Origin of the sequence: Rodentibacter myodis (assembly GCF_001999305.1) — a bacterium.
Classification (GTDB): domain Bacteria; phylum Pseudomonadota; class Gammaproteobacteria; order Enterobacterales; family Pasteurellaceae; genus Rodentibacter; species Rodentibacter myodis.
This window is the reverse complement of record NZ_MLHQ01000011.1, coordinates 67,060-89,687: the sequence shown is the minus strand read 5'-3', so window position 1 is coordinate 89,687 and position 22,628 is coordinate 67,060. Positions and strand designations below refer to the sequence as shown.

General features: G+C 39.6%; 26 protein-coding genes. 21 read left to right on the top strand and 5 right to left on the bottom strand.

Features of this window, described 5'->3' with window-relative positions; all coding sequences use genetic code 11:
* The first annotated feature begins 468 nt into the window (after positions 1-468).
* The 7 genes from hisH to BKL49_RS05365 all read left to right on the top strand — a co-directional run bounded on the left by hisH (position 469) and on the right by BKL49_RS05365 (position 5,440).
* Complete coding sequence (gene hisH, locus BKL49_RS05395; protein WP_077423592.1) at positions 469-1,053, top strand: imidazole glycerol phosphate synthase subunit HisH; 585 nt, start codon at positions 469-471, stop codon at positions 1,051-1,053.
* Between the two features lie 82 nt (positions 1,054-1,135).
* On the top strand, positions 1,136-2,044 hold the full coding sequence (locus BKL49_RS05390; protein WP_077423591.1) for a restriction endonuclease: 909 nt from the start codon (positions 1,136-1,138) through the stop codon (positions 2,042-2,044).
* A gap of 33 nt (positions 2,045-2,077) precedes the next feature.
* Positions 2,078-2,827, top strand: coding sequence for a 1-(5-phosphoribosyl)-5-[(5-phosphoribosylamino)methylideneamino]imidazole-4-carboxamide isomerase (gene hisA, locus BKL49_RS05385; RefSeq protein WP_077423590.1), 750 nt, complete (start codon positions 2,078-2,080; stop codon positions 2,825-2,827).
* Positions 2,809-3,588, top strand: coding sequence for an imidazole glycerol phosphate synthase subunit HisF (gene hisF / locus BKL49_RS05380; protein ID WP_077423589.1), 780 nt, complete (start codon positions 2,809-2,811; stop codon positions 3,586-3,588). Before hisA ends, hisF begins: the two co-directional genes overlap by 19 nt.
* Positions 3,585-4,607, top strand: coding sequence for an FRG domain-containing protein (locus BKL49_RS05375; protein WP_077423588.1), 1,023 nt, complete (start codon positions 3,585-3,587; stop codon positions 4,605-4,607). Before hisF ends, BKL49_RS05375 begins: the two co-directional genes overlap by 4 nt.
* Positions 4,591-5,232 carry a bifunctional phosphoribosyl-AMP cyclohydrolase/phosphoribosyl-ATP diphosphatase HisIE gene (hisIE, locus tag BKL49_RS05370; protein ID WP_077423587.1) on the top strand — a complete coding sequence of 214 codons (642 nt, stop codon included), beginning with the start codon at positions 4,591-4,593 and terminating at the stop codon, positions 5,230-5,232. Before BKL49_RS05375 ends, hisIE begins: the two co-directional genes overlap by 17 nt.
* A gap of 64 nt (positions 5,233-5,296) precedes the next feature.
* Positions 5,297-5,440: a hypothetical protein gene (locus tag BKL49_RS05365; RefSeq protein WP_077423586.1), complete on the top strand. Its 144-nt coding sequence runs from the start codon at positions 5,297-5,299 to the stop codon at positions 5,438-5,440.
* A gap of 20 nt (positions 5,441-5,460) precedes the next feature.
* Here the strand turns inward: BKL49_RS05365 and yccS are convergent, their stop codons facing one another.
* Together yccS and BKL49_RS05355 are read right to left on the bottom strand one after the other, a co-directional pair.
* Positions 5,461-7,602, bottom strand: coding sequence for a YccS family putative transporter (gene yccS, locus BKL49_RS05360; protein ID WP_077423585.1), 2,142 nt, complete (start codon positions 7,600-7,602; stop codon positions 5,461-5,463).
* A 77-nt stretch (positions 7,603-7,679) separates the two neighbouring features.
* Positions 7,680-8,354, bottom strand: coding sequence for a curli polymerization inhibitor CsgI-related protein (locus BKL49_RS05355; RefSeq protein ID WP_077423584.1), 675 nt, complete (start codon positions 8,352-8,354; stop codon positions 7,680-7,682).
* 161 nt (positions 8,355-8,515) lie between these two features.
* Here BKL49_RS05355 and BKL49_RS05350 point away from each other — a divergent pair, with 161 nt between their 5' ends.
* The 5 genes from BKL49_RS05350 to cspD all read left to right on the top strand — a co-directional run bounded on the left by BKL49_RS05350 (position 8,516) and on the right by cspD (position 10,393).
* A complete protein-coding gene (locus BKL49_RS05350) occupies positions 8,516-8,785 on the top strand; it encodes an acylphosphatase (protein WP_077423583.1) in 270 nt (89 codons plus the stop codon).
* 66 nt (positions 8,786-8,851) lie between these two features.
* Positions 8,852-9,166, top strand: a complete 315-nt coding sequence (locus BKL49_RS05345) for a YqcC family protein (protein ID WP_077423582.1) — start codon at positions 8,852-8,854, stop codon at positions 9,164-9,166.
* Positions 9,166-9,876 carry a tRNA pseudouridine(65) synthase TruC gene (truC, locus tag BKL49_RS05340; RefSeq protein ID WP_208607803.1) on the top strand — a complete coding sequence of 237 codons (711 nt, stop codon included), beginning with the start codon at positions 9,166-9,168 and terminating at the stop codon, positions 9,874-9,876. Before BKL49_RS05345 ends, truC begins: the two co-directional genes overlap by 1 nt.
* Before the next feature lie 4 nt (positions 9,877-9,880).
* On the top strand, positions 9,881-10,039 hold the full coding sequence (locus BKL49_RS05335; protein WP_077423725.1) for a YoaH family protein: 159 nt from the start codon (positions 9,881-9,883) through the stop codon (positions 10,037-10,039).
* A 144-nt stretch (positions 10,040-10,183) separates the two neighbouring features.
* Positions 10,184-10,393: a cold shock domain-containing protein CspD gene (gene cspD, locus BKL49_RS05330; protein ID WP_077423580.1), complete on the top strand. Its 210-nt coding sequence runs from the start codon at positions 10,184-10,186 to the stop codon at positions 10,391-10,393.
* A gap of 74 nt (positions 10,394-10,467) precedes the next feature.
* On the opposite strand, the gene matP is transcribed toward cspD, so the two are convergent.
* Positions 10,468-10,914, bottom strand: coding sequence for a macrodomain Ter protein MatP (matP, locus tag BKL49_RS05325; protein ID WP_077423579.1), 447 nt, complete (start codon positions 10,912-10,914; stop codon positions 10,468-10,470).
* Positions 10,915-11,041: 127 nt separating this feature from the next.
* On the opposite strand from matP, the gene BKL49_RS05320 reads away from it, so the two are divergent.
* Entirely contained in the window at positions 11,042-12,805 is a 1,764-nt protein-coding gene (locus BKL49_RS05320; RefSeq protein ID WP_077423578.1) for an AAA family ATPase, read from the top strand.
* Positions 12,806-12,967: 162 nt separating this feature from the next.
* The gene (gene fabA, locus BKL49_RS05315) at positions 12,968-13,501 is read left to right on the top strand and encodes a 3-hydroxyacyl-[acyl-carrier-protein] dehydratase FabA (RefSeq protein ID WP_077423577.1); all 534 of its coding nucleotides are present in this window, start codon (positions 12,968-12,970) and stop codon (positions 13,499-13,501) included.
* Between the two features lie 243 nt (positions 13,502-13,744).
* On the opposite strand, the gene BKL49_RS05310 is transcribed toward fabA, so the two are convergent.
* Positions 13,745-14,347 (bottom strand): DedA family protein, encoded by a 603-nt coding sequence (locus tag BKL49_RS05310; protein ID WP_077423576.1) that lies wholly within the window; start codon positions 14,345-14,347, stop codon positions 13,745-13,747.
* Between the two features lie 210 nt (positions 14,348-14,557).
* Between BKL49_RS05310 and rplY the strand changes: the two genes are divergently transcribed.
* Positions 14,558-14,845 carry a 50S ribosomal protein L25 gene (gene rplY, locus BKL49_RS05305; RefSeq protein ID WP_077423575.1) on the top strand — a complete coding sequence of 96 codons (288 nt, stop codon included), beginning with the start codon at positions 14,558-14,560 and terminating at the stop codon, positions 14,843-14,845.
* A gap of 67 nt (positions 14,846-14,912) precedes the next feature.
* Here rplY and ybaK read toward each other — a convergent pair whose 3' ends face one another.
* Positions 14,913-15,392 (bottom strand): Cys-tRNA(Pro) deacylase, encoded by a 480-nt coding sequence (ybaK, locus tag BKL49_RS05300; RefSeq protein WP_077423574.1) that lies wholly within the window; start codon positions 15,390-15,392, stop codon positions 14,913-14,915.
* A 58-nt stretch (positions 15,393-15,450) separates the two neighbouring features.
* On the opposite strand from ybaK, the gene BKL49_RS05295 reads away from it, so the two are divergent.
* From BKL49_RS05295 to BKL49_RS05275, 6 genes are all read left to right on the top strand, one after another.
* Positions 15,451-16,404, top strand: a complete 954-nt coding sequence (locus tag BKL49_RS05295; RefSeq protein ID WP_077423573.1) for an oxidoreductase — start codon at positions 15,451-15,453, stop codon at positions 16,402-16,404.
* Between the two features lie 14 nt (positions 16,405-16,418).
* A complete protein-coding gene (locus tag BKL49_RS05290) occupies positions 16,419-17,714 on the top strand; it encodes an NCS2 family permease (protein ID WP_077423572.1) in 1,296 nt (431 codons plus the stop codon).
* A 58-nt stretch (positions 17,715-17,772) separates the two neighbouring features.
* Complete coding sequence (locus BKL49_RS05285) at positions 17,773-18,129, top strand: DsrE/DsrF/TusD sulfur relay family protein (RefSeq protein WP_077423571.1); 357 nt, start codon at positions 17,773-17,775, stop codon at positions 18,127-18,129.
* A 194-nt stretch (positions 18,130-18,323) separates the two neighbouring features.
* Positions 18,324-18,458: a hypothetical protein gene (locus BKL49_RS12810; RefSeq protein WP_279625913.1), complete on the top strand. Its 135-nt coding sequence runs from the start codon at positions 18,324-18,326 to the stop codon at positions 18,456-18,458.
* A 358-nt stretch (positions 18,459-18,816) separates the two neighbouring features.
* Complete coding sequence (locus BKL49_RS05280; protein WP_244151960.1) at positions 18,817-21,702, top strand: toxin VasX; 2,886 nt, start codon at positions 18,817-18,819, stop codon at positions 21,700-21,702.
* Complete coding sequence (locus BKL49_RS05275) at positions 21,702-22,571, top strand: hypothetical protein (protein ID WP_077423570.1); 870 nt, start codon at positions 21,702-21,704, stop codon at positions 22,569-22,571. Before BKL49_RS05280 ends, BKL49_RS05275 begins: the two co-directional genes overlap by 1 nt.
* Positions 22,572-22,628 lie beyond the last annotated feature (57 nt).

Below are 22,628 nucleotides of genomic sequence, written 5' to 3'. Positions count from 1 at the left end.
AAATGGATACCAGAATGGTTTCCCTACAACCACGTTGAAAAACGTTTAATGGAATTTTTCAAAGTTTTTGAGGGAGTATTTACCATATTTTAATATAAAAAAATAAATGGCTAATTACTTAGCCATTTATAAAATAAAACTTAGCGAGTAGCTCGAACTAATTTGTAATACATTTTAGGACGAGGTGTTGGAGGAAATGGCTCACCTTTCACGCAAGTTACTTCATTTTCTTTTATGCCAGTAGATGAATACTGCCCATAAATACCAGACTGTGGGACGATATCCCCAGGATTGTATTTCGCCATATTAATTTTCTTTTGTAGGTTAATAATTAACAACGTTATATCATATATAGAGTCACTATATATAAGACAATATGGAATATGGGAACTAATATTAATATTAATATTAATATTTCAAGGATGATAATCAAAAAATATCACTATCTAAAATTTCAATGGAGGATTCATGATTATTATTGATACCGGCTGTGCAAACCTGTCATCTGTAAAATTTGCATTCGATCGCCTGAATATTCAAGCGGAAATTAGTTGTGATTTAGAAAAAATCAAATCCGCAGACAAATTGTTGCTCCCCGGTGTGGGAACGGCACAAGCGGCGATGAAGATTTTGCAAGATCGCCATTTGATTGAAACAATCCGAAACGCAACACAACCAATGCTAGGCATTTGTTTAGGAATGCAGTTAATGACGGAATTTTCTGCCGAAGGTAATGTGGATACGCTCAATCTAATGCGTGGCAAAACCGAGTTAATCCCAAATACGGGCTTGCCATTGCCACATATGGGGTGGAATAAGGTGCATTATCAACCTGATCACCCATTATTTCACGGCATTGATCAAGATAGCCATTTTTATTTTGTGCATAGCTATGCGGTGTTCCCAAATGAAAATACGATAGCCAAGGCAGATTATGGTGTGCCATTTTCTGCGGCAATTGCCAATAAAAACTTCTACGGTGTGCAGTTCCACCCGGAACGCTCGGGGAGAAATGGGGCGATGTTGCTGAGAAATTTTGTAGAAAATATATAGTGCTGTAGGTCATATTTCCCCATTTGGAAAATAGTAAAGGGGGAAATATGATGAAAAACCGGTTGAATGACTAGGAGCTAAAATGTTTAGTTATACTGATGTATATTTTCCTATATTGCAGTGTCTTTCTGATGAGAAGGTCCGTTCTAAAAAAGAAATATATCAATATATTAAAGAGTATTATCAACTTTCTAACGATGAACTTTCAATAAAAACAAGTTCAGGAGTGCAGGCATATAAAGCAAGGGTTGATTGGGCAATTACTAATCTTTGCTATTTTAAAGATATAGCTCCCATTATTCGTATTCAGCGTGGGATTTGTCAAATTACAAAGATTGGTATTCAAGCAGCTGAAAGCCAAGAGGGTTTTAAAGAATGGTATGAATTATTTAAGGAATATAGAAAAAATTGGAATAAAAAAGTTAATAAAAAAGAAAAAAATTATAATTCTATTTTTGATGAAACTAATGAAAGTTCACAAAGCCCTCAGGAACAGATTGATCAATTAAATAATCAATTAAATGAAGCATTAAAAATACAAATATTAGATGAAATTAAAAACCAATCTCCTCAGTTTTTTGAAGATCTCGTTCTAAACCTATTAGATAGAATGGGCTATGGGTTGAATGGTCAAAAATCCTTAACGCAAAATAGTGCAGATGGTGGAATTGACGGTATTATTAGCGAGGATGAACTAGGACTCAGTAAAATTTATATTCAAGCGAAACGTTGGGGAAATAATATTTCCCGTCCTGAATTACAAAAATTTGTTGGTGCAATTTCAGATAAACCAACGAAAAAGGGTGTTTTTATTACAACATCTGATTTTAGTCGTGAAGCCATAGAATTTGCTAAAAAAAGTCAATCAACGACAATCGTACTTATAAATGGTAATAGACTTTGTGATTTAATGATTAAATATAAATTGGGTGTTTATGTCGAAAAGACAATAGAACTTTGTAAAATAGATCAAGATTTTTTTGAGAACTAATTATTTTTATTATAAATACAGGAAACAAACACAATGAAAAAATCAATTATTATCCCAGCCCTTGATCTCATTGATGGCAAAGTCGTGCGGTTACATCAGGGGGATTATACTAAGCAAACTACCTATTCTGATAATCCGATCGAGCAATTTGCCGACTATATTCGTCAAGGGGCGGAGCAGTTGCATTTGGTGGATTTAACCGGTGCAAAAAATCCTACGCAAAGACAGACCGCACTGATTGGCAAGATTATTGCAGCGACAAATTGCAAAATCCAAGTGGGCGGTGGTATTCGTACCGAGCAAGATGTAATGGATTTACTGGCAGTGGGGGCAAATCGAGTGGTGATTGGCTCAACGGCGGTGAAAGATCCTGTAATGGCCAAAGGTTGGTTTGAGAAATACGGTGCGGAAAAATTTGTACTGGCGTTAGATGTAAATATTAATGCAAACGATCAGAAAATCATTGCTATTAGTGGTTGGCAAGAGGCAAGCGGCGTGTCTCTTGAGGCGTTGATCGAAGATTATCAAGCGGTCGGATTACAGCACGTTTTATGTACGGATATTTCACGAGACGGCACGTTGGCAGGCTCAAACGTGGATCTCTATCGTGAAATCTGTGCAAACTATCCGGACATTCAATTTCAATCTTCAGGTGGGATTGGATCGCTTGCCGATATTGCCGCGTTAAAAGGCACCGGCGTGGCAGGTGTGATTGTGGGGCGTGCGTTGTTAGAAGGCAAATTTAATGTAGCGGAGGCAATTCAATGTTGGCAAAACGGATAATTCCTTGTTTAGACGTGAAAGATGGACAGGTGGTAAAAGGCGTGCAATTTCGTAACCACGAAATTATCGGCGATATTGTCCCGCTTGCAAAACGTTATGCGGAAGAAGGTGCGGATGAGTTGGTGTTTTATGACATCACTGCCTCATCGGATGGTCGAACAGTGGATAAAAGTTGGGTAGAACGGGTTGCAAAAGTGATTGATATTCCTTTTTGCGTGGCAGGTGGAATTAAAACAATTTCTGATGCCGAGCAATTATTTGCGTTTGGTGCAGATAAAATTTCCATTAATTCGCCCGCCCTTGCCGATCCGAATTTGATTACCCAACTTGCGGATCGCTTTGGTGTCCAAGCGGTTGTGGTGGGAATCGATAGTTGGTTTGAAGTGGAAACGGGCAAATACTGGGTTAATCAATATACCGGTGATGAAAAACGTACACGCCAAACTAACTGGCAACTGCTCGATTGGGTACAGGAAGTGCAACAGCGCGGGGCTGGCGAAATCGTACTGAATATGATGAACCAAGACGGCGTGCGTAAGGGGTATGATCTTGAACAACTTAAAAAAGTGCGGTCAATTTGCAAGGTGCCTTTAATTGCTTCCGGTGGCGCAGGGGAAATGTCGCATTTCCGTGATGCTTTTGTGGAAGCGAATGTAGATGGGGCGTTGGCGGCAAGTGTGTTTCATAAGCGGATTATTGAAATTGAAACGTTGAAGAAATATCTTAAGAAAGATAATATTGAGATCAGAGGTAGTATATGAATATTGAAAGTATTAAGGATTTGATAACTATATTAGAAAATATAGGTGAGCCTAAACCTTTTCATACTAGGTTTTTTAGAGGACATTCAAATAAATTATACGAATTAAAACCAACTATATATAGAAATGAAAAATTTATAGAAAATGAAGATAATATAATTAAAGATGCTATTATTAGTAATCCTGATGAATATTATCACTATAGTGAAGGACTATTTGGAATATTATCAAAATTACAACACTACGGTTATCCAACAAGGTTATTAGATTTTACAACGAATGCTTTAGTAGCATTATATTTTGCAGTAGCATCATCGAAAGAAAATGATGGTGAACTACTAATATTAGATATACCAAATGAAAATATAAAATACTATGATAGTGATATTGTTTCTATTCTGTCAGCTATTTCTCTTAGAAACTCAGGGTTTGATTTAGATCAGATAGTGACTACAGATAAATTTAATGATATTAAAGTTGAATTAGCTATCAAGTCATGTGAAGAAGCTGAAAAAGTTAAAAAATATAGGAATAAAATTCTTAAAATAGATGGCTCTCTTGATTTGAAGGGTTATATTAGTAGATATGTGGCTAATAATTCAGAATATGATTCTAAGGATATGTTTAATAATTATAAAGAGATGTTAAAACTTATTCATGATATAAGAAGAGAAAAACCAGCATTTAGAGCAGATATAAATTATAAGGATATGGAAAAGGTTATATGTGTAAAGCCAACGCTCAATAATCAAAGAATTGTGAGACAACAAGGCGTTTTTTTACTATTTGGAATAAAGGGTTCAAAAAAAGTAATGTCAGATATTCCAGACACTTGGAAAAGTCTAGGAAAGGAAAGTGATTCTAAAAAGTTTTATATACCAAAAGACAATAAAATTAAAATCCTTAAAGAGTTAAATACTTTTGGTATTAATAAGAAGTTTTTATTTCCTGAAATAGAAAAACAAGCAGAAGAAATAAAATTATTTTACGGAGGGATGGATTATGCAAATAAAAATTAACTGGCAAAAAATCAATAACCTCCTCCCCGTTATTATCCAGCACTCTTACACCAACGAAGTATTAATGCTTGGCTATATGAACCAAGAAGCCTTGGAAAAAACTTTGGCGGAACAACGGGTGACTTTTTACTCCCGTACGAAACAACGTTTATGGACGAAAGGCGAAACTTCCGAGCATTTTTTAAATGTGGTGGATATGAGTTTGGATTGTGATAACGATGCCTTGTTGATTTTGGCAAATCCAATCGGAGCAACCTGCCACACTGGGCAACAAAGCTGTTTTCACCAATTTACAAAACAGCCGATAGAAAATTGGAGCTGGTTTGCGAAATTAGAACAACATCTTGCAGAAAAGAAAAATGCCGATCCGGCGAGTTCTTATACGGCGACTTTGCACGCTAAAGGCATAAAGAAAATTGCACAAAAAGTGGGGGAAGAAGGCATTGAAACCGCACTTGCCGCAGTTTCGCAAGATAAATCGGAAGTCATTTCTGAGGCAGCGGACTTGGTTTATCATCTGACGGTGCTATTGCATAATCAGGAATTGGAATGGCGTGATGTGATTGCAAAACTACAAGAACGTCATCAAGGCATAGGCTTGCATCCGGAAGGATCGAATAAATAAAGCATTGGCATCATCGAAATTATGCTATAATCCGCCCCTCTTTTTGTTTATTAAGGTGAGTGTTATGAAGAAGTTATTACTCGTTATTATCGGTGCATTTATTATTTCGGCTTGTGCCAATAAAGATGTTTATTTCAATGGTTCGGAAGGATCGCATTCCGGAATGAAATTTGACAAAGACACCCGTCATTGGGGCGTAAACAAATAATTTCATTCTCGAAAGTGCGGTCAATTTTGTCGGTATTTTTGAAAATACTCATAAAGTTGCGGCAATAATTGTGCAATCAGGTTTAGCTGTTGAAGTGGAATGGCTAAGCCTGATTTTTCTTTTGTTTGATTTTCATCCCATTGAATTTCTTTTAAGCTCGCTTCAATATTTTCCTGTAATTTTTGAAAAATATCTTGCGAGAGTTTTTCAATATTTTCCAGTGCATATAAAATCTTTTTCGCCGTAGGGTAGAAACCGGATAAAAATTGGGTGGTTTGTTGCACTTTCGTCATTTGATTACGATATGAACCCAGTGCGGAAATATAACTTAATAAGGAATAATTCATTTTTAATAGATCAAAACCTTCCTGCAAATAAGCCTGATATTTTTGTGGCTCGCTATTCATATTAGAAAGGGTAGAACTAAGCGCTGCGGCATATTGATGTGCGTTGCGGCGGGCAATGCGATATTTTAAATCATCACTTTTGCCAAATTGTAACTGGCTGATGATGTGTAAAAGATATTGCGCATCGCTGTAAATGGCTTGTCGGCTAACTTTATCCAGTTGTAAATATTTCCAATCCGGCCATAAATAAGAGACGGCAAACCAAGAAATCGCCGTACCAATTAGGGTATCGGCTAAGCGGGGAACAAGTGCAGTGGCGGCACCAAATCCCATTACATCAAAACTAATCAACACTTGTAAGGTGATGAAAAAGGTGGAAAAGCTGTAATTGTTACTTCGGAAAAAGAAAAACAGCGTGCAGGTTAGCACGATTGAACCTAACTGCATTTCCAGTGTTGGGTTTAAATAAGGCAGTAATGAACCAACCACCACGCCTAAAATCGTGCCGATAATTCGCTGGCGTAAGCGTGTTTTGGTGGCGGAATAATTGGGTTGGCAGACGAAAACAGCAGTAAGTAAGATCCAATAGCCGAGATCGAAGTGGAAAAATTCCACAATGGCACAGCAAATAAAGACCACGATTGAAAGCCGAACCGCGTGGCGGAAAAGGGGCGATTCAAAGGTGAAATGGCTGAAAATGACCGAAATGATATTTTTTAAACCGGTGATTTGTTCCGTATGAATACGCACGGTTTGTTCATTTTCGGTAGTTTCTTGTTCTAACTGACGAAGCTGGCGATCGATACTTTGCAGATTATCCAATAGGGTTTGGATAACCAATAATTGTTCGCTATGTTCTGTGTGTTGGCGGCTATAAATTTCGAAAGATTGCATTGTGCCGATTAATGCTTTTTCTACACGGGGATGATAGTGATAAGGTTTATTTCCACGCAGGCTTGTTGCAACCTCATAACAGGCGGCGGCTTGCAGTTCCAACAAACGTTGAATACGGAAAATTAAATCCGTATTTTTCAGTTGCTCGGCGATTTGTTTGTAATCAAAATGGGTGGAATTGGTGCGTTCGTGAATATCTTGCGCGGTGAAATAATAACGAATCATTCGTTTGGTTCGCGGATGGCGATGTTGTCCACGGATACGATAAAAAAGGGTGGTTCTAGCAAGATTAAAAGCATTGACTACATTGGCATTTTTCATTGCAAAATTGAGGTGTTTTTTTTCAATATCATCCACTTCGTCAGGATCAAAAAATTCCGATTTCGCATCCAGATATTCCCCCAATGCGGCAAAAGCCTTGGCAACACTTTCCTGCACCGGTCGATTGGGGAAAAAAAGATACACAATGAGGGTTACAACGCTGTAAAGCACAGTGCCGATAATGATCATCAATGGATTAATGTACCAGCTTTGTACTATATCGGGAGAATAAGTCAGCGTGGTGTAAACGGCGATCACCAATGTGCCAAAAGCAATGGTTTTATAACGTTCGCCAATCGCCCCAATCATCGTAAAAACAAATGTGCCGATCGTCATTAAAATAAGGTAAGAAAGGGCATTACCAATATTGAGTTGAACAATCACGGCAGAAAGCGTGAACGCGATAAGGGTGTAGAAAATGTTTTTGAGCCTGCCGGTCAGGCGGTTATCTAAATCAACCAATCCACCGGCGATAATTCCCAATACTAAGGGCATTGATTGCGTGGAAATATCAAAGAACCAAATACCAAATGCGGCAATATTGACGGCAATAAAAATAGGAATTGCAGCAATAACTTTTGCATTGAGCCAATGGTTCATTTGATTATCCTCTTGGTTGATGAGTGAATGTAAAAAGTGAGCCAAATAGCTCACTTTTCATCGTTAAGTGCGGTCAATTATTGATTAGATTTTGCCCAATTTAAGAAACGTGCTTGAGTTTCTTTATCTGCTTGTTGGAACCAATATTGTAATTGCTGTTCCGCTACGTTTTCGCCTTGCACTACCACTTTGCCTTTGGTTGCTTTACCATTAGCAGCCGGTGCAACCGCCATCATTGGGGCGGCAGGCATTGTTGCCGCGGCAAATGCAGGCACAGCTGCTGCTGCGCCGGAGGCATTATAGCCGGCTAAATCATTCACCACATTGGCAGAAGGGAATAAACCTTCTTGTTTTAAGACATCAATTTTAGCCGCTACTTCTTTGCCTGAAGTGGTTTTGACATTGATAACCGGTGAAGCATTAAATTTTTCGGCTTCGCCTTTGCTACGAATACTTGGTGCAGAGATCACCATATCTTCGCCCGTACCTTGGAAAGTTACAATGATTGGATTGGATTCAAATAAAGATTGGCTTGAACCACCGCCCACAATTTCGCTTACACGAACCACAACTTGGTGGGGATTGGTGTCGTTCACATTAAATGAACGGGTTTCTTTTAAAAGGGATTTACTTGCTTTTTGACCATCAATGGCTAAAAAATCCATATTGGATGAACTTGAAACCATACCGGCGAAAGCGGCGGTGCTTGCAAAAAGAGTGGCGATGCCAAATGCTAGGGTGCGTAATTTCATCATTGCTCCTTATCATTTATAAATGAAATTGTCGCTTATGCTATGCTAATTTCCACAAAATGAAAATAGGCAAGTGCGGTTAAAAATAAAAAAGTTTTTAACCGCACTTTCGTTATTAGGTATCCTATTTTGTAAAAATGATGTGTCTAATCGGAGGAAAAATGACAAAACAATTTTTGATTTATGGACGCGTGCAGGGTGTTGGTTTTCGTTATTCCACTTGGAAAGAAGCGGAAAAATTGGGCGTTAAAGGAACAGTACGAAATCGTGCGGATGGCTCGGTGGAAGTGATTGCACAAGGAAGTGACGCTCAGATGAATGCTTTTGAACAATGGTTAAAAACAGGGCCAAGAACGGCAAAAGTGGAACGCTTGATTACAAATGAACATTCGCCAATTTCGGCGGAAGGTTTTTCCGTCATTCATCGTTAAAATTGACCGCACTTTTGCGAAGTGGGGGGATTTTGCGTAGAATGTGCCGTTTTTTAAGGAGTGATTATGCGAAATCAAACCAAACTTCACCTCGAACGGTTGCAACAAACAATGCAACGTTTGAATCTTTGGCAGGGTGTACCACCTGCTGCGGAAGCATTTTTAAGCCAAGAACCTTTTTCCCTTGATACGATGGAACCGCAAGAATGGCTGCAATGGGTTTTTATTCCCCGTATGCACGCATTGTTGGAAAGCGGTGCAGCCTTGCCGAATCAAATTGCGATTTCACCTTATATTGAAGAAGCCTTAAAGGAATTTGATGATCTTGCTATGTTGCTTGAGCCTTTACTGGCATTAGAAGAATTGTTACAAAATCAATGATATTGGATATTTTATATCAAGACGAATGGTTGATTGCCGTGAATAAACCGGCAGGAATGTTGGTGCATCGCAGTTGGTTGGATACCCACGAAACGCAATTTGTAATGCAAACCTTACGTGATCAAATAGGGCAACACGTTTTTCCGATTCATCGTTTGGATCGTCCTACTTCAGGCGTACTGCTATTTGCGTTGAAGAGTGAAATTGCGCATTTGATGTGTCTTCAGTTTGAGCAAAAAACAGTACAAAAATCTTATTTGGCGATTGTTCGTGGTTATGTGCAGGGAAGCGGAAAGATTGATTATCCGTTGAAAATTCAGTTGGATAAAATCGCCGATAAATTTTCACAAGAAGAGAAAGCACCGCAACAAGCCATCACAGATTATGAAGGATTAAAAATCGTTGAAATGCCTTATTCCGCAGGGCGTTATGCCACCTCAAGGTATTCATTGTTACGCTTAATTCCGCATACGGGGCGAAAACATCAGTTACGCCGTCATTGCAAACATATTTTTCATCCAATTTTAGGCGATACACAATATGGGGATTTGCATCAAAATCGGGCATTAACAGAAAATACGGGCTGTAAACGTTTGTTTTTACACGCCGAAACCTTGTGTTTTAAACATCCGGTTTCACAAAGAGCAATCTGTATTCACGCGCCATTAGACGAACAATGGCTACATTTAATGAAAATATTTGGTTGGTAAAATGATGTTGGATATTCAATTAACCCACGAAGAACAACAAAAGGCAGTGGAAAAAATCCAAGAATTAATGGCACAAGGTGTAAATAGTGGGGAAGCGATTCAAATTGTGGCAAAAGCATTGCGTGAATCCTATGAAAAAGAAGAGAAAAGTAGCAAAATATAAAATTTTTTGTGATCTCTATAACACTTTTGAACATTGCTTGTTGCATCAAAAAGCAAAATACTTAAAGATAGCCGCCAATTTGAGGTGATAAGGCATTAGTCTTATTTAATTTGTAATGTATAGGCGAAGCCTGAGAGGTCTATTATGGAAGTTGGTGTTGTAAAATGGTTCAACAATGCAAAAGGATTTGGTTTTATTTCTGCAGAAGGCGTGGATGCCGACATTTTTGCACATTATTCTGTGATTGAAATGGACGGTTACCGTTCATTAAAAGCGGGACAAAAAGTGCAGTTTGAAGTCATTCACGGTGATAAAGGATCTCACGCCACAAAAATTATTCCGATTGTGGAATAAACGAGAATACATTAATGTTCTCAAAGTTTCCTCTGTTTAGTTAATACAAAAGGCTCGGTTTATCCCGAGCTTTTTTATTTTAATAAGTTTTTCAAACTGTTTTTCATCGCCGACATTTGGCTTTCGTATAAGGCTTTGCTTTCCCGTTCATCAATCATATAACTGATGGTTTCAGAGAGGGTCATATTCATTTTGCGTGAATATCTTGAAAGGCGTTGCCAAACCGCATATTCCAAATCAATGGATTTTTTCTTGGTCGATTGCTTTTCGGCATTGAAAAAGCGTTTGCGGCGCGCTCGGATCGCCTGATCTAATTTAATCGGCAAGGCAGGGGAAAGATGTTGTTTAATCCAATTTTCGATTTTTTCAGGATAATTTTGACTTTCTATTAATTCGGCAACAATGCTTTCTTGCAGGCTTTTTTCGTTATAACGCGTAATATTTTCACCTTCGCGATGTTTACGAATCAAATAAATCCATTTCCAGTTGGCTTCTTGATTTTCTAGTTTTTGGTATTTCATAGTAATGCTATTTAGTGACGTGGTAACTGCACCAATATACGCATTTTAGGGCAATTTTTCCAGTTGATTTTTACAATGTACACAAATATGCGATAATGCCGCCAATTTTACTAATGAGAAATCACCCGTGAGTTCATCTTTTTTACAAGAACAATCCCTTGATTGGGCGGTTTTGCAACCCCAATTAGCCTTCAACGAAAAACCAATACAATCCCTTGATTTTTGGGCATTGCAGCCAAATGCAAAAAATGCCCTTTCTTTGTTTTTACGCAACCCAATACGTCCGCTAATGGTACTAAAAGCCGATGATCAAGCAGATTATGCGGATTTATTAATCCCGTTGGTGAAGGAAATGTTGCCTAAAGTGCGGTCAATTTGGGGCGTAAATTATATTGTGGAACAAGGGGATTCTTTTTCGTTTCCGCATATTGGGATTGAACCCGCACAATCATTAGCAGATAACTTTGCAGCTTGTGGTGAGGTGCTAAGCGCACTTTATTTCGATCAATTTCAACTTTTTGGTAATGTGAAGGTTCATCCAAGTTCGCAAGATATTCAACTTACACCGGGCTTGATGCATCGTGCAAATGGTGGAGTGTTGATTTTGAGTGCTTCCACCTTATTGGCACAGTTTGATTTATGGCAGCGTTTAAAACATATTTTGCAAACCAAACAATTTAATTGGTATTCCGCACATCCTTTCAAAACCTTGCCTTGCGATATTCCCGCTTATCCTATTGATGTAAAAGTGATTTTGTTAGGCAATCGCACAGAGCTTGCCGCACTCGGTGAATTAGAAGAGGATTTATACGCCTTTGCCGATTATGCAGAAATTGAAAGTTATGTTTCGGTGGCACAGGTGGAAGAACAAAAAAATTGGGTTTCCTATGTGCAACGGGTGGCTGAAGAACAAAAATTGTCCCTTGATTTTTCTGCTTTCAATAAACTTTATCAACTTTTGGTTCGAGAAAGCGAAAATCGCTTTTTGATTAATACCTCACCCGCCACATTAAAAACAATGTTACTTAATGCCTCAACCTTGGCACAAAAAACACAGTTAAGTGCGGTGGATTTTGAGCGGATTTTTCAACAACAAACCGCGCAACACGGATTCTTAAAAGAACAAACCTATGCCGATATTTTAAATGAACAGGTTTACGTTGAAACCGAAGGCGAAATTGTCGGACAAATTAACGGTTTATCCGTGATTGAATATCCCGGTACGCCGGTGTCATTTGGCGAGCCTTCCCGCATTAGTTGTATTGTGCAATTTGGTGATGGCGAAGTGGTGGATGTCGAACGCAAAAACGAACTTGCCGGCAATTTACACAGTAAAGGAATGATGATTGCACAGGCGTGTTTGTCAAATATTTTGGATTTGCCTTCACAGCTACCGTTTTCCGCTTCCCTTGTGTTTGAACAATCTTACGGTGAAATTGACGGAGATAGTGCCTCACTTGCGATCTTCTGCGTGCTGGCCAGTGCCTTAGCCGATTTGCCTTTGCCGCAACATATTGCCATTACAGGCTCAATCGATCAATTTGGCTTAGTTCACGCTGTCGGTGGAGTGAATGACAAAATTGAAGGATTTTTCACCATTTGCCAACGCCGAGGTTTAACCGGTAAACAAGGCGTGATGATTCCTGCGACCACCCTTCAACAATTAAGTCTTTCCGATGAAGTTGTCAGTGCGGTCAAAAATGGCGAATTTTTTATTTTTCCGGTGGAAGATATTCATCAAGCTTGCGAGTTAATTTTCCAACGGGATCTCTTGGAAGAAGAGAAAATTTATGCGGACAATAAAACACCAATTTCCCGTCTTATCCAACGCCGCCTTGATTTTAAGGCTGAACCGGTTAAAAAAGGACTACTGGATTTTTTTAGATCGTAGATAGCATAGGCACGAATTTTAATTCGTGCTTTTTTATGTCAAAATTTTGACTGGTTTGATAAGTTCAGCTAACAAGTGTTTTCTATTTACAGTGCTTGAAATTCCTTTTAGAATGTGTTCTGTCAGTAATTTACTGAGTATGATTTCAATTAAGGAAGAAAAATGCAAAACACTTGTACACCAAATAAAAAAGAAAGTTACACCTATGAAGATTTGCTTGCCTCCGGTCGTGGTGAATTATTTGGTGCTGAAGGGCCTCAACTCCCGGCCCCGACAATGTTGATGATGGATCGCATTGTTAAAATGACGGAAAATGGCGGTAGCTTTGATAAAGGCTATATTGAAGCGGAATTGGATATTCACCCTGATTTGCCTTTCTTTGGCTGCCATTTTATCGGCGATCCGGTAATGCCGGGCTGTTTAGGATTAGATGCAATGTGGCAATTAGTGGGCTTTTTCCTTGGCTGGGTAGGCGGAAAAGGAAAGGGGAGAGCATTAGGCGTAGGTGAGGTGAAATTTACCGGTCAAATTTTACCAACCGCGAAAAAAGTGATTTACCGCATTAATATGAAACGTGTAATTAATCGCAAATTGGTAATGGGAATGGCAGACGGCGAAGTGGAAGTGGACGGCCGCATTATCTATACCGCAACGGATTTGAAAGTGGGATTATTTCAAGATACCTCAAGTTTCTAAACTTTTTAGTATTATTAATGAAAATAAAAAAACCTTGATTATTTCTAATCAAGGTTTTTCATATGGCATTGTATTTGGTCATCATTTTAGAATAAAAAGTCGGGAGGTTATCTTATCCTTAATGATTAACTTATTGAAATTGCTTGAATTTTAAGAAGAACGCCGGCGTGGTGTCCCTATTGTTCACGTCATTTTCTTTTTGTGCGTTGTTAAATATTCCGTGATTTTTGACCGCACTTTTTATTAATTTGATTTTTTGGCTTTTTTCCATTTCCAAAAGAGGAAAATCGCAAGTACGGCGATAAGAATATAAATAACCATTTGCCCTTTTTGAATTTGTTCGTGCAACCAATGTAAATTTTTTGCCCCAAATTCGCCAAGATAAACCCAAATCGGCACGGAAATAATGGCTGCGCAAAAATCGATAAGAACAAAGCGGGTATAACTTACACGACGGGTAATGCCTGAGACCATATAAATCGGGGCGCGTAAGCCGGGAAGAAAGCGTGCGACAAATAATACACGGTTTCCATATTGCGTAAATTTTTCACGTACCATTTTTAAACGTTGTAAGGTGATGATTTTACGCATTGGGCGGAAACGTAAGATTTTTGTTCCGTAAATACGTCCAAGCCAGTACATACAGGAATCGCCGGCAAGCACACCAATCATACTGACTACCAGCATTAAATGAGAATTTACACTTTCAGGATAAAGCCCCGCAATCACACCGCCGGAAACCAAAGTAATATCTTCCGGAATAGGCACGCCAAAGCCGCAAATAATCAGGACAAAAAGCACAGCCCAATAGCCGTAATCAGTAAAAAAATTAATCAGAAATTCCATTTTTTCCTACTATTTATTGTTCGTTATCGGTTGTCAAAAAAACGCGTCTATTCTAATCGCTTCATACTGAATTTCCTAGAAAAAGTTTGCGTTGAGGGGATGAATCCTTTATAATCCGCGCCCTCAAAGCAACGCTTTGAGTCTATTTAGGAAAATTGCTGGGTCGCCTGCAATTTTTTAGTTTTTAATTCAATTAAAGAGAACATTAAAATGGCATTTAAATTCAACGCTGAAGTTCGTTCGGCGCAAGGTAAGGGTGCGAGCCGCCGCCTGCGTCACAACGGTCAAATTCCTGCAATCGTTTATGGTGGCAGCGAAGCGCCGGTTTCAATCATCTTAAACCACGATGAATTAAACAACGCACAAGCTCACGATGCTTTTTATTCTGATGTCATCACTTTGGTGATCGAAGGTAAAGAAGTGGCAGTTAAAGTGCAAGCGATGCAACGTCATCCGTTCAAACCAAAATTGGTTCACATTGACTTCAAACGTCAATAATTGATTTCTAAAATAGTTTGGAACAATTTTGAGTTAAAGCTCATTGGTAAAACAATGAGCTTTTTTATTATTCATCATCGACAATATCAATAAATTCTGCGTTTAATAACGCACCTAAATCTTTTGCGGCAAGTTCGACACTTAATCCCCGTTTTCCACCGGAAACATAAATGCTTTCAAATTCAAGTGCGGTCAAATTTATCACCGTTTTTAATCGTTTCTTTTGTCCGATTGGGCTGATTCCCCCCACTAAATAACCCGTGCTTTTTTGCGCAAAATCTTTTTCTGCCATTTCGACTTTTTTCACGCCAATGGCTTTTGCCGCTTTTTTCATACTTAACATATTAGCCGTCGGCAGCACAAAACAGGCGAGTTTCTTTTGATCGCCATTTTCGGCAACCAGTAAGGTTTTGAAAGAACGATGAGGATCAATCCCCAGTTTTTCGGCGGCTTCATCACCAAAATGCGTATTGTTTGGATCGTGATCGTAAGAATGTAGCGTGAAAGGGATTTTCTGTTTTTTAAGTAAATCAATGGCGGGTGTCATTTTATTTCCTGTCCTTTTTTTTGTAGAATGTTGCGTTTATTTTACAGCGGAGAAAAAAATGGACGCAAGCCTAAATGTCGCCATTGCGGCAGAATTTGAATTATGCGAAAAAATTGTCGAAAGCCTTGAACAAAGTGAATTGGCTATTGATAAGCTGTTGATTGTCGAGCTTTATCCCTTTGAAGAGGAACAGGGCATACGTTTTAATAATAAAAGCGTGGCGCAACATTCACCGCAAGAAATGGATTGGTCGGAAGTGAATTACCTCTTTTTTGCCGGTAATATTGAGCAGGTTACACATATTGCGGCTGCAGCCGAAAGCGGCTGTATTGTGATCGATATGAAGGGCGTCTGTGCGGCGTTATCGGATGTGCCGGTTGTTGTGCCAAGTGTGAACGAAATGGAGCTTGTGGAATTAAGACAACGTAACATCGTGAGCCTGCCCGATCCGCAAGTCAGCCAACTTGCTTTGGCGATTTATCCTTTGTTGCAAACGGTGGAGATTAACCAAATTTTCGCCACTTCTTTGTTGCCGGCATCTTATCAAAATGCTGAAACGGTCAATAAATTGGCGGGACAAACCGCACGTTTATTGAATGGTATTCCTTTAGAAGAAGGCGAAACCCGCTTTGCCTTTGATGTGCATCCACAACATACCCAAGCTTTATCGCAACAACTTCAAAGAATTTTTCCTCAATTAAATTCTGTGCTGTTTCACGCCATACAAGTGCCGGTGTTTTACGGAATGGCACAAAAAGTGACCGCACTTTTTGATTATGAGGTAGATTTTCAACCGCAAGAAAGTGCATTTTTGCAATATCACGACAGTCTTGTTACACCGGTGATTAACGGTGAAGCGGAAAGTGGCGAAGCCCAAGTGAAATTGCATATTAGCGGATTAAGTGCGGTGGAAAACGGCATTGAATTTTGGACAGTCGCCGATGAACAGCGATTTAATTTTGCGCATCTTGCGGTGAAATTATTAGAAGCCATTTATCATCAAGGTTATTAATTTAAGGAACAATTATGTTAGAACGACTTTTTAAATTGCGCGAAAAAGGTTCAACCACGAAAACCGAAATCATTGCGGGGATCACCACCTTTTTCACGATGGTTTACATTGTATTTGTGAATCCTTCCGTGCTTGGCGATGCGGGAATGGATAAACAAGTGGTATTTGTAACGACCTGTTTAATTGCCGGACTCGGCACAATCGCGATGGGGTTATTTAGTAACCTGCCTATCGCGCTCGCACCGGCTATGGGCTTGAATGCATTTTTTGCTTACGTAGTTGTCGGCAAACTTGGCTATTCGTGGGAAATCGGTATGGGAACGATTTTCTGGGGATCGATCGGATTGTTGCTTTTAACCTTATTTCAAATTCGTTATTGGCTAATGGCATCCATTCCTTTGGCATTGCGTGTGGGTATTGGTGCGGGAATCGGTTTTTTCATCGCCCTTATCGGCTTTAAAAATATGGGGATCGTGGTCGCTAATCCTGCTACCTTGGTTGCGCTTGGAGATTTACACGATCCGAAAGTATTACTCGGCGTGTTGGGCTTTTTCATTATTGTCGTACTCGCTGCACGGAATATTTTCTCCGGTGTGTTGATTTCTATCGCTGTGGTGACTGCTTTAGCATTATGGTTGGACGAATCCGTGGTATTTCACGGCGTAATTTCTATGCCACCGGCATTAGATGCTGTGGTCGGAAAAGTGGACATCGCAGGCGCATTGGATACCGCCTTGCTCGGCATTATTTTTTCATTTTTATTGGTAAATTTATTCGATTCTTCCGGCACATTATTGGGCGTTACCGATAAAGCAGGTATCAGCGATGAAAAAGGACGTTTCCCAAAAATGAAACAGGCATTATTGGTTGATAGCCTCAGTGCCGTGGGTGGTTCTTACATTGGCACATCCGCAATCAGCACTTACATTGAAAGTGGCGCAGGCGTTTCTGTGGGCGGGCGTACCGGTTTAACCGCGGTAACGGTTGGCGTATTATTCTTATTGACCATTTTCTTCTCACCGCTTGCCGGTGTCGTACCTGCCTATGCGACAGCAGGAGCATTGGTTTATGTGGGAATTTTAATGGCATCCAGCCTTATCCGCGTACAATGGGATGATTTAACAGAAGCCACACCGGCATTTATCACCGCCGCAATGATGCCGTTTACTTATTCCATCACCGAAGGAATTGCTTTTGGTTTTATCAGCTATTGCATTATGAAAGCCTGCACCGGCCGCATTAAAGAAGTGAATGCCCCTGTTTGGGTGGTATCTATTTTGTTTATTGCGAAATTTGTGTGGGTTGGTTAATTTAACGGGCGGACGAGAAGTTCGCCCTTTTTACATTGCGTAAAATAAGGAGTTGATTATGCAAAATATTCTTTTCATTATTCATTCTTCACCTTATGGTGATGAACATTTTTTCAGTGCATTACGCCTTGCGTTACAACTACAAGAACAGCATAAAAGTGCGGTCAATTTGAGATTATTTTTAATGTCTGATGCCGTCACCGGTGGTTTGGCAAAACAAAATCCGAGTGAAGGGTATCATCTACAGCAAATGTTAGAAATTCTTACCGCACAAGGGGCAACGGTAAAACTTTGCAAAACCTGCACAAATGCACGGGGTATCACAGAATCTGCTTTAGCCGAAGGGGTAGAAATCGGCACCTTGGTTGAACTAGCCGATTGGACAATGGAAGCGGATAAGGTATTGAATTTTTGATGGACGTGTTTTGCGGAAGATGCGATGTGATGTCATAGATACATAATGAATAATTTAACAAAATTAGGAATGTCACATTGACATCCTTATCTAAAATTAAGGTAATTTCAATAGGTTATCATTATAGCTACCATGTATGACAGCTAATTACTTTGAAGGTGAAATCACCTTAGAAGAAAGTTATTAATGAAGATATGCTTTCGCGCAATGTGAAACAGTTAGACAATGGCATGTTGGAAATCACACGTTATAACTTAAGTTATTTTAAAGCGATATTAGTCGGGCCTTGGTTTATTATCGTTACTTCAATGGCACTTTGCGATATATAAATCAAACCGGAATGTTTACAGATATTCAATGGGCTATTTCTGTTGATTGGGCATTAGAGCGAACATGGTCTGATTTAGTAACTATTCGACAAGAATTTTGGGATACTATTACCTGTTGGGGTATATGAAATAACGTTTCAGCCTCTTCCCGACCCTAGGTTACAACGAAAAGAAAACCGAAGCGAAAATCCAACAATGGCTTGCCAACAATCCTGAAATCTATTAAAACATCACCATTTATTGAGCGCACTTTAGATAAAGTGTGGTTGATTTGAACTAAGTTTTAGATATAACAAAAAATCATTTACGAACAAGCCAAACATATTTTCCAAATAAATTTAAAAAAGGACACCGATAAATGACAACCAATAGCAGCTCACTCTCTGACCATAAAATCGGCAAGCCTATTCCCTGCCAAGCAGACATTCGTCCGATTTATCCGGCACGTTTTAGTTTAACCAAACAGGCACTTGATAAAATCGCCAAAACGGGCGAAGTCCCGCCAATGCCAACGGGGATTAATGACCCTAATTATGAGCTACGCCGTTTGCGCCAAGGCTATTTTTATCTTTATTCACAACAACATGTAGGCAAAACCACTGACTTGAAAGGACGATGGCTTGTTTTTAAATATACGGTCAGTGATAGAGACAGTAACGCCCCTGAGTTGCGGGAAGAACTCGGTGGTTTACCCTATCAATTCACCCAATATGAATGGACGGAAGGTAATCCTCGAAAAGAATGGGTGCCGGTTAAAGGCAAAAATACCTACTATCATGCCTTTGTGAATCCTCAAACGGCAGTGATTGAATTTGCTTATAGTGAATTTCGTTGGCCGGCGGAATTATTTGAAAAATTAGAAACGGATGTGCAGGCACGGGCAACACTGATGCAAAAACTGCCATTAAAAACGTTAGAATCCGATTTTTCTTTTATCTTAACGGAAGAAACATTACAACGGCGCGTCCCTGATTTTAATCCGAATAATGCCACTTCCGGTCTCAATCAAAATGCCGAATATCGGGCAACCTTGGTCGGTTATAATCCAAACCAAAACCTTATGTTGCCGATAACACCTTGTGAAAATGGCGAACCCATTGTTGTGGGCGTATTCGACCCGCTTGGCAATATTTATGATGTGGTGGCCTGCAATATTGTGGCAACGATTAATGATACCAATAAACACGCAGAAGAACTCTATCCTGTGGTGACGGCAAAAGCGGTCAAATCTTTTGAAAAATTTTTGCGTGCCAAATCCTATTCCGGTTTTCCGGTTGGGAATGCCAATAAAAAAGACAGGCTATTCAGTGGTATGATGCGGGTATTCCAAGATGAAACGCATGATGGTGCTATCAACAATGAAACCTGGCAGCAAATGGAGCAATATTTAAAATATCGTCCGACCCAATATGAAAACGATATGATAAACCTCACCAAAGCACATCGTGCGATGGCAGAACAAGATGGAAACCACACCCTGCTCTCACAACTCTTTCTTATCAATCGTTTAATGGTTGGGTATACGCATCAACCGGATAAACTCTATTCGCTCACCAATTATATGATGGATTTAATCACGGCGATACAAAGCGGAATAAGTACACGGGCAAAAGGCATTGGTGAGCAAGCCGAGATGTTAAAACTGGTCAATACAAACCTTAATGCTCAAACCGGGTTACCTGACACCTTAACCTTATCTCCGAAAAGTTATGGCGATTATTTAGCGAATATCCTCACTATTGCGGATAAAAGTAATACCATCACAAAAGAAGGAAGCGTATTGATAGCACTAAATCGTGTTAAATTTGATGTATTACTGGGTGAATTTTCTGCCGGTCAGTTATACTTATGGCAACGTACGGCAACCAACGCATTAATGTATCACAGCTATTTAAAGGTATTCGGTCTTCGTTTAACCCGTATGCAACCGACCGGCGTCAATGAGGCATTAGAAGCCATTAAAGAACAAATGGAAGACTTGGCAAACGGGCAGGTTAGGTCGAGAGACTTCCCAAAAGGGATGGTGCAGTGGCGCCGTGAACGCCTGCTTTCGGCTTGGCTAAGCATTGATGTACAAGACCCACCCAGTGCCAATAAATGGCTGAATGAACAAACACGTTATGCTGGCATTTTTCTTGCCTCAATGAGCGCCTTGACCAATATTGAAAAATGGATAGCTGAAGATGACAAGGGCAATTATTCTCTTGCGATTGCTCAGGTCACGGCGGATTTATCGGCGGTTGTGGCGGCATTTGAGCGTAAAGAAAATAATTTAGTCCAACAAGCGACCGAAAGTTTATTTAAGAAACTCAATAACGCCGCAAAACGCTATGGACTGTCGTTTCCGACTATCGGCACCCAACCCGGCACACGGATTTGGGATAAAATTATCGCCTTTGAAAATATTGGACGGGTGGCGAGTGTGATGGCGGTGATTATTGCCTATCAGGATTTTAAACAAGGTACTGGCAAAGGAGACAAAGCCCAGCGGGATGCGGCAGCGCTCTTGGCGGCGGGGGAAATTTGTACATTGCTCTCAACGTTCAGTTTTGTCTCCGGTCTCCTACCGGCATTGGGGATTGTGGGGGCAGCATTGGTTATCTTGAGTGTGGTGGTGTCCTTTTTCAAAGATAATCCTTATGAAGCTTGGGTAAGAACCGGGTTTTGGGGGAATTCGCCATTTTATTGGAATAGAAAAATACGCCCTGATTTAAAAAAACAACTATCTGATGCAAAAGCACTTAGTTTTGATAAAAATGATAACAGCTTTATAAAAATAAAAAAACATTTTGATAAAGAAATGGAAGCCTACTATAACCTTGCTTGGGGATTAACAGTTTCCGCTAAAAACAATCAATGGCAGGTTTTAGAAGTGCACTGTCCGGCATTCTCAGAAGAAAAAGATTATCTATCCCGACTGGAGGTAGTTATCACACAATATGAACATCGCTATGCGGGGAGTGCGGATGAGGCAATGGCGTCATTACAAGGGATAGCGTTCCCGATCACGCCAAAACGAACTGAACACCGAGGGAATGTGTTGATTGACCTTTCGACAGAAAAACTGTTTCGAGGTTATAGATCTATTAAGGTTGTGGAAACACAAGGCTACCCCAGACCAGGCGTTGATATTTTTGTAGTTAAGGTAAAATACCCGAAACTCAGTGAGAAAACCGATACCTTCTGGCAAAAGCAGCGTGCTGATTATTTTGAAGGTGAAATCATCTTAGAAGGAAATTATTAATGAACACACCAAACTACACGCCGGATATGGTTTCACGCAATATCAAACCGCTTGGTAACGGTGTGATTGAAATTACACGCTACAACCTAAGTTATTTTAAAGCGATTTTAGTCTGGCCCTGGTTTATTATCGTTACGTCAATGACACTTTACGATATATACTTTCAGGGGGATATGTTTACTGATATTCAATTAGCAATATCGGTAGATTGGGCACTAGAAGATGGATGGAATACATATATAACTATTCGCCAAAAATTAGGTGAAATTATTGCAACCAATGAATATGAAGTATATAAAGCAGAAATGTTAGAAATGCATGGATACAGAATATACTACGGCTGGTTCTATATCCTCTTCCCAATTTTTTGGTTTGTTTTACTTTGTCTCCCCAATGCCCGTCCGGTTCGCATTGATGCTAAACGCCGCCTGATTTATTTTAAATGGTGGGGACGGTTTTATATTAAGCAATATCCTGAAAGTTTAAAGAACAACGAACAAGGCTTAATTTACTTTTTACAAACCGATTTTCATTCCTCTTGGATGAATCGGGATGCCATGAGCTGCCTGATTATAGACATTCCTTATGAAAATCCCGCTCGCCATAAAAAAGCCTCCCCGGCTCTCGGCGCTTACCGCCCCGTGTGTGAATATCAAAGTTATCATTTGCGCGATTTCATTGTGGATTATTTAACAAGTCCTCATCCCGATAAAGAATTTGCTCACTATTTCAACAAAGAAAAAACTATTTGGCAGGATTATTTTGGTTGGTTCTACCGCTTCAGCTTCTTCCCGACTCTAGGCTACAACGAAAAGAAAACTGAAGCGAAAATCCAAGCGTGGCTTGAAAAATATGGCGATGGGCAATAAAAAAACGCATTAAAATTTGACCTCACTTTGAGGTAAAGACCGTATAGTAAAAACAAG

Coding starts and splice junctions, on each gene's coding strand:
- hisH (WP_077423592.1), top strand. CDS start 469: ATGATTATTATTGATACCGGCTGTGCAAACCTGTCATCTGTAAAATTT.
- BKL49_RS05390 (WP_077423591.1), top strand. CDS start 1,136: ATGTTTAGTTATACTGATGTATATTTTCCTATATTGCAGTGTCTTTCT.
- hisA (WP_077423590.1), top strand. CDS start 2,078: ATGAAAAAATCAATTATTATCCCAGCCCTTGATCTCATTGATGGCAAA.
- hisF (WP_077423589.1), top strand. CDS start 2,809: ATGTTGGCAAAACGGATAATTCCTTGTTTAGACGTGAAAGATGGACAG.
- BKL49_RS05375 (WP_077423588.1), top strand. CDS start 3,585: ATGAATATTGAAAGTATTAAGGATTTGATAACTATATTAGAAAATATA.
- hisIE (WP_077423587.1), top strand. CDS start 4,591: ATGCAAATAAAAATTAACTGGCAAAAAATCAATAACCTCCTCCCCGTT.
- BKL49_RS05365 (WP_077423586.1), top strand. CDS start 5,297: ATGAAGAAGTTATTACTCGTTATTATCGGTGCATTTATTATTTCGGCT.
- yccS (WP_077423585.1), bottom strand. CDS start 7,602: ATGAACCATTGGCTCAATGCAAAAGTTATTGCTGCAATTCCTATTTTT.
- BKL49_RS05355 (WP_077423584.1), bottom strand. CDS start 8,354: ATGAAATTACGCACCCTAGCATTTGGCATCGCCACTCTTTTTGCAAGC.
- BKL49_RS05350 (WP_077423583.1), top strand. CDS start 8,516: ATGACAAAACAATTTTTGATTTATGGACGCGTGCAGGGTGTTGGTTTT.
- BKL49_RS05345 (WP_077423582.1), top strand. CDS start 8,852: ATGCGAAATCAAACCAAACTTCACCTCGAACGGTTGCAACAAACAATG.
- BKL49_RS05335 (WP_077423725.1), top strand. CDS start 9,881: ATGTTGGATATTCAATTAACCCACGAAGAACAACAAAAGGCAGTGGAA.
- cspD (WP_077423580.1), top strand. CDS start 10,184: ATGGAAGTTGGTGTTGTAAAATGGTTCAACAATGCAAAAGGATTTGGT.
- matP (WP_077423579.1), bottom strand. CDS start 10,914: ATGAAATACCAAAAACTAGAAAATCAAGAAGCCAACTGGAAATGGATT.
- fabA (WP_077423577.1), top strand. CDS start 12,968: ATGCAAAACACTTGTACACCAAATAAAAAAGAAAGTTACACCTATGAA.
- BKL49_RS05310 (WP_077423576.1), bottom strand. CDS start 14,347: ATGGAATTTCTGATTAATTTTTTTACTGATTACGGCTATTGGGCTGTG.
- rplY (WP_077423575.1), top strand. CDS start 14,558: ATGGCATTTAAATTCAACGCTGAAGTTCGTTCGGCGCAAGGTAAGGGT.
- ybaK (WP_077423574.1), bottom strand. CDS start 15,392: ATGACACCCGCCATTGATTTACTTAAAAAACAGAAAATCCCTTTCACG.
- BKL49_RS05295 (WP_077423573.1), top strand. CDS start 15,451: ATGGACGCAAGCCTAAATGTCGCCATTGCGGCAGAATTTGAATTATGC.
- BKL49_RS05290 (WP_077423572.1), top strand. CDS start 16,419: ATGTTAGAACGACTTTTTAAATTGCGCGAAAAAGGTTCAACCACGAAA.
- BKL49_RS05285 (WP_077423571.1), top strand. CDS start 17,773: ATGCAAAATATTCTTTTCATTATTCATTCTTCACCTTATGGTGATGAA.
- BKL49_RS12810 (WP_279625913.1), top strand. CDS start 18,324: ATGCTTTCGCGCAATGTGAAACAGTTAGACAATGGCATGTTGGAAATC.
- BKL49_RS05280 (WP_244151960.1), top strand. CDS start 18,817: ATGACAACCAATAGCAGCTCACTCTCTGACCATAAAATCGGCAAGCCT.
- BKL49_RS05275 (WP_077423570.1), top strand. CDS start 21,702: ATGAACACACCAAACTACACGCCGGATATGGTTTCACGCAATATCAAA.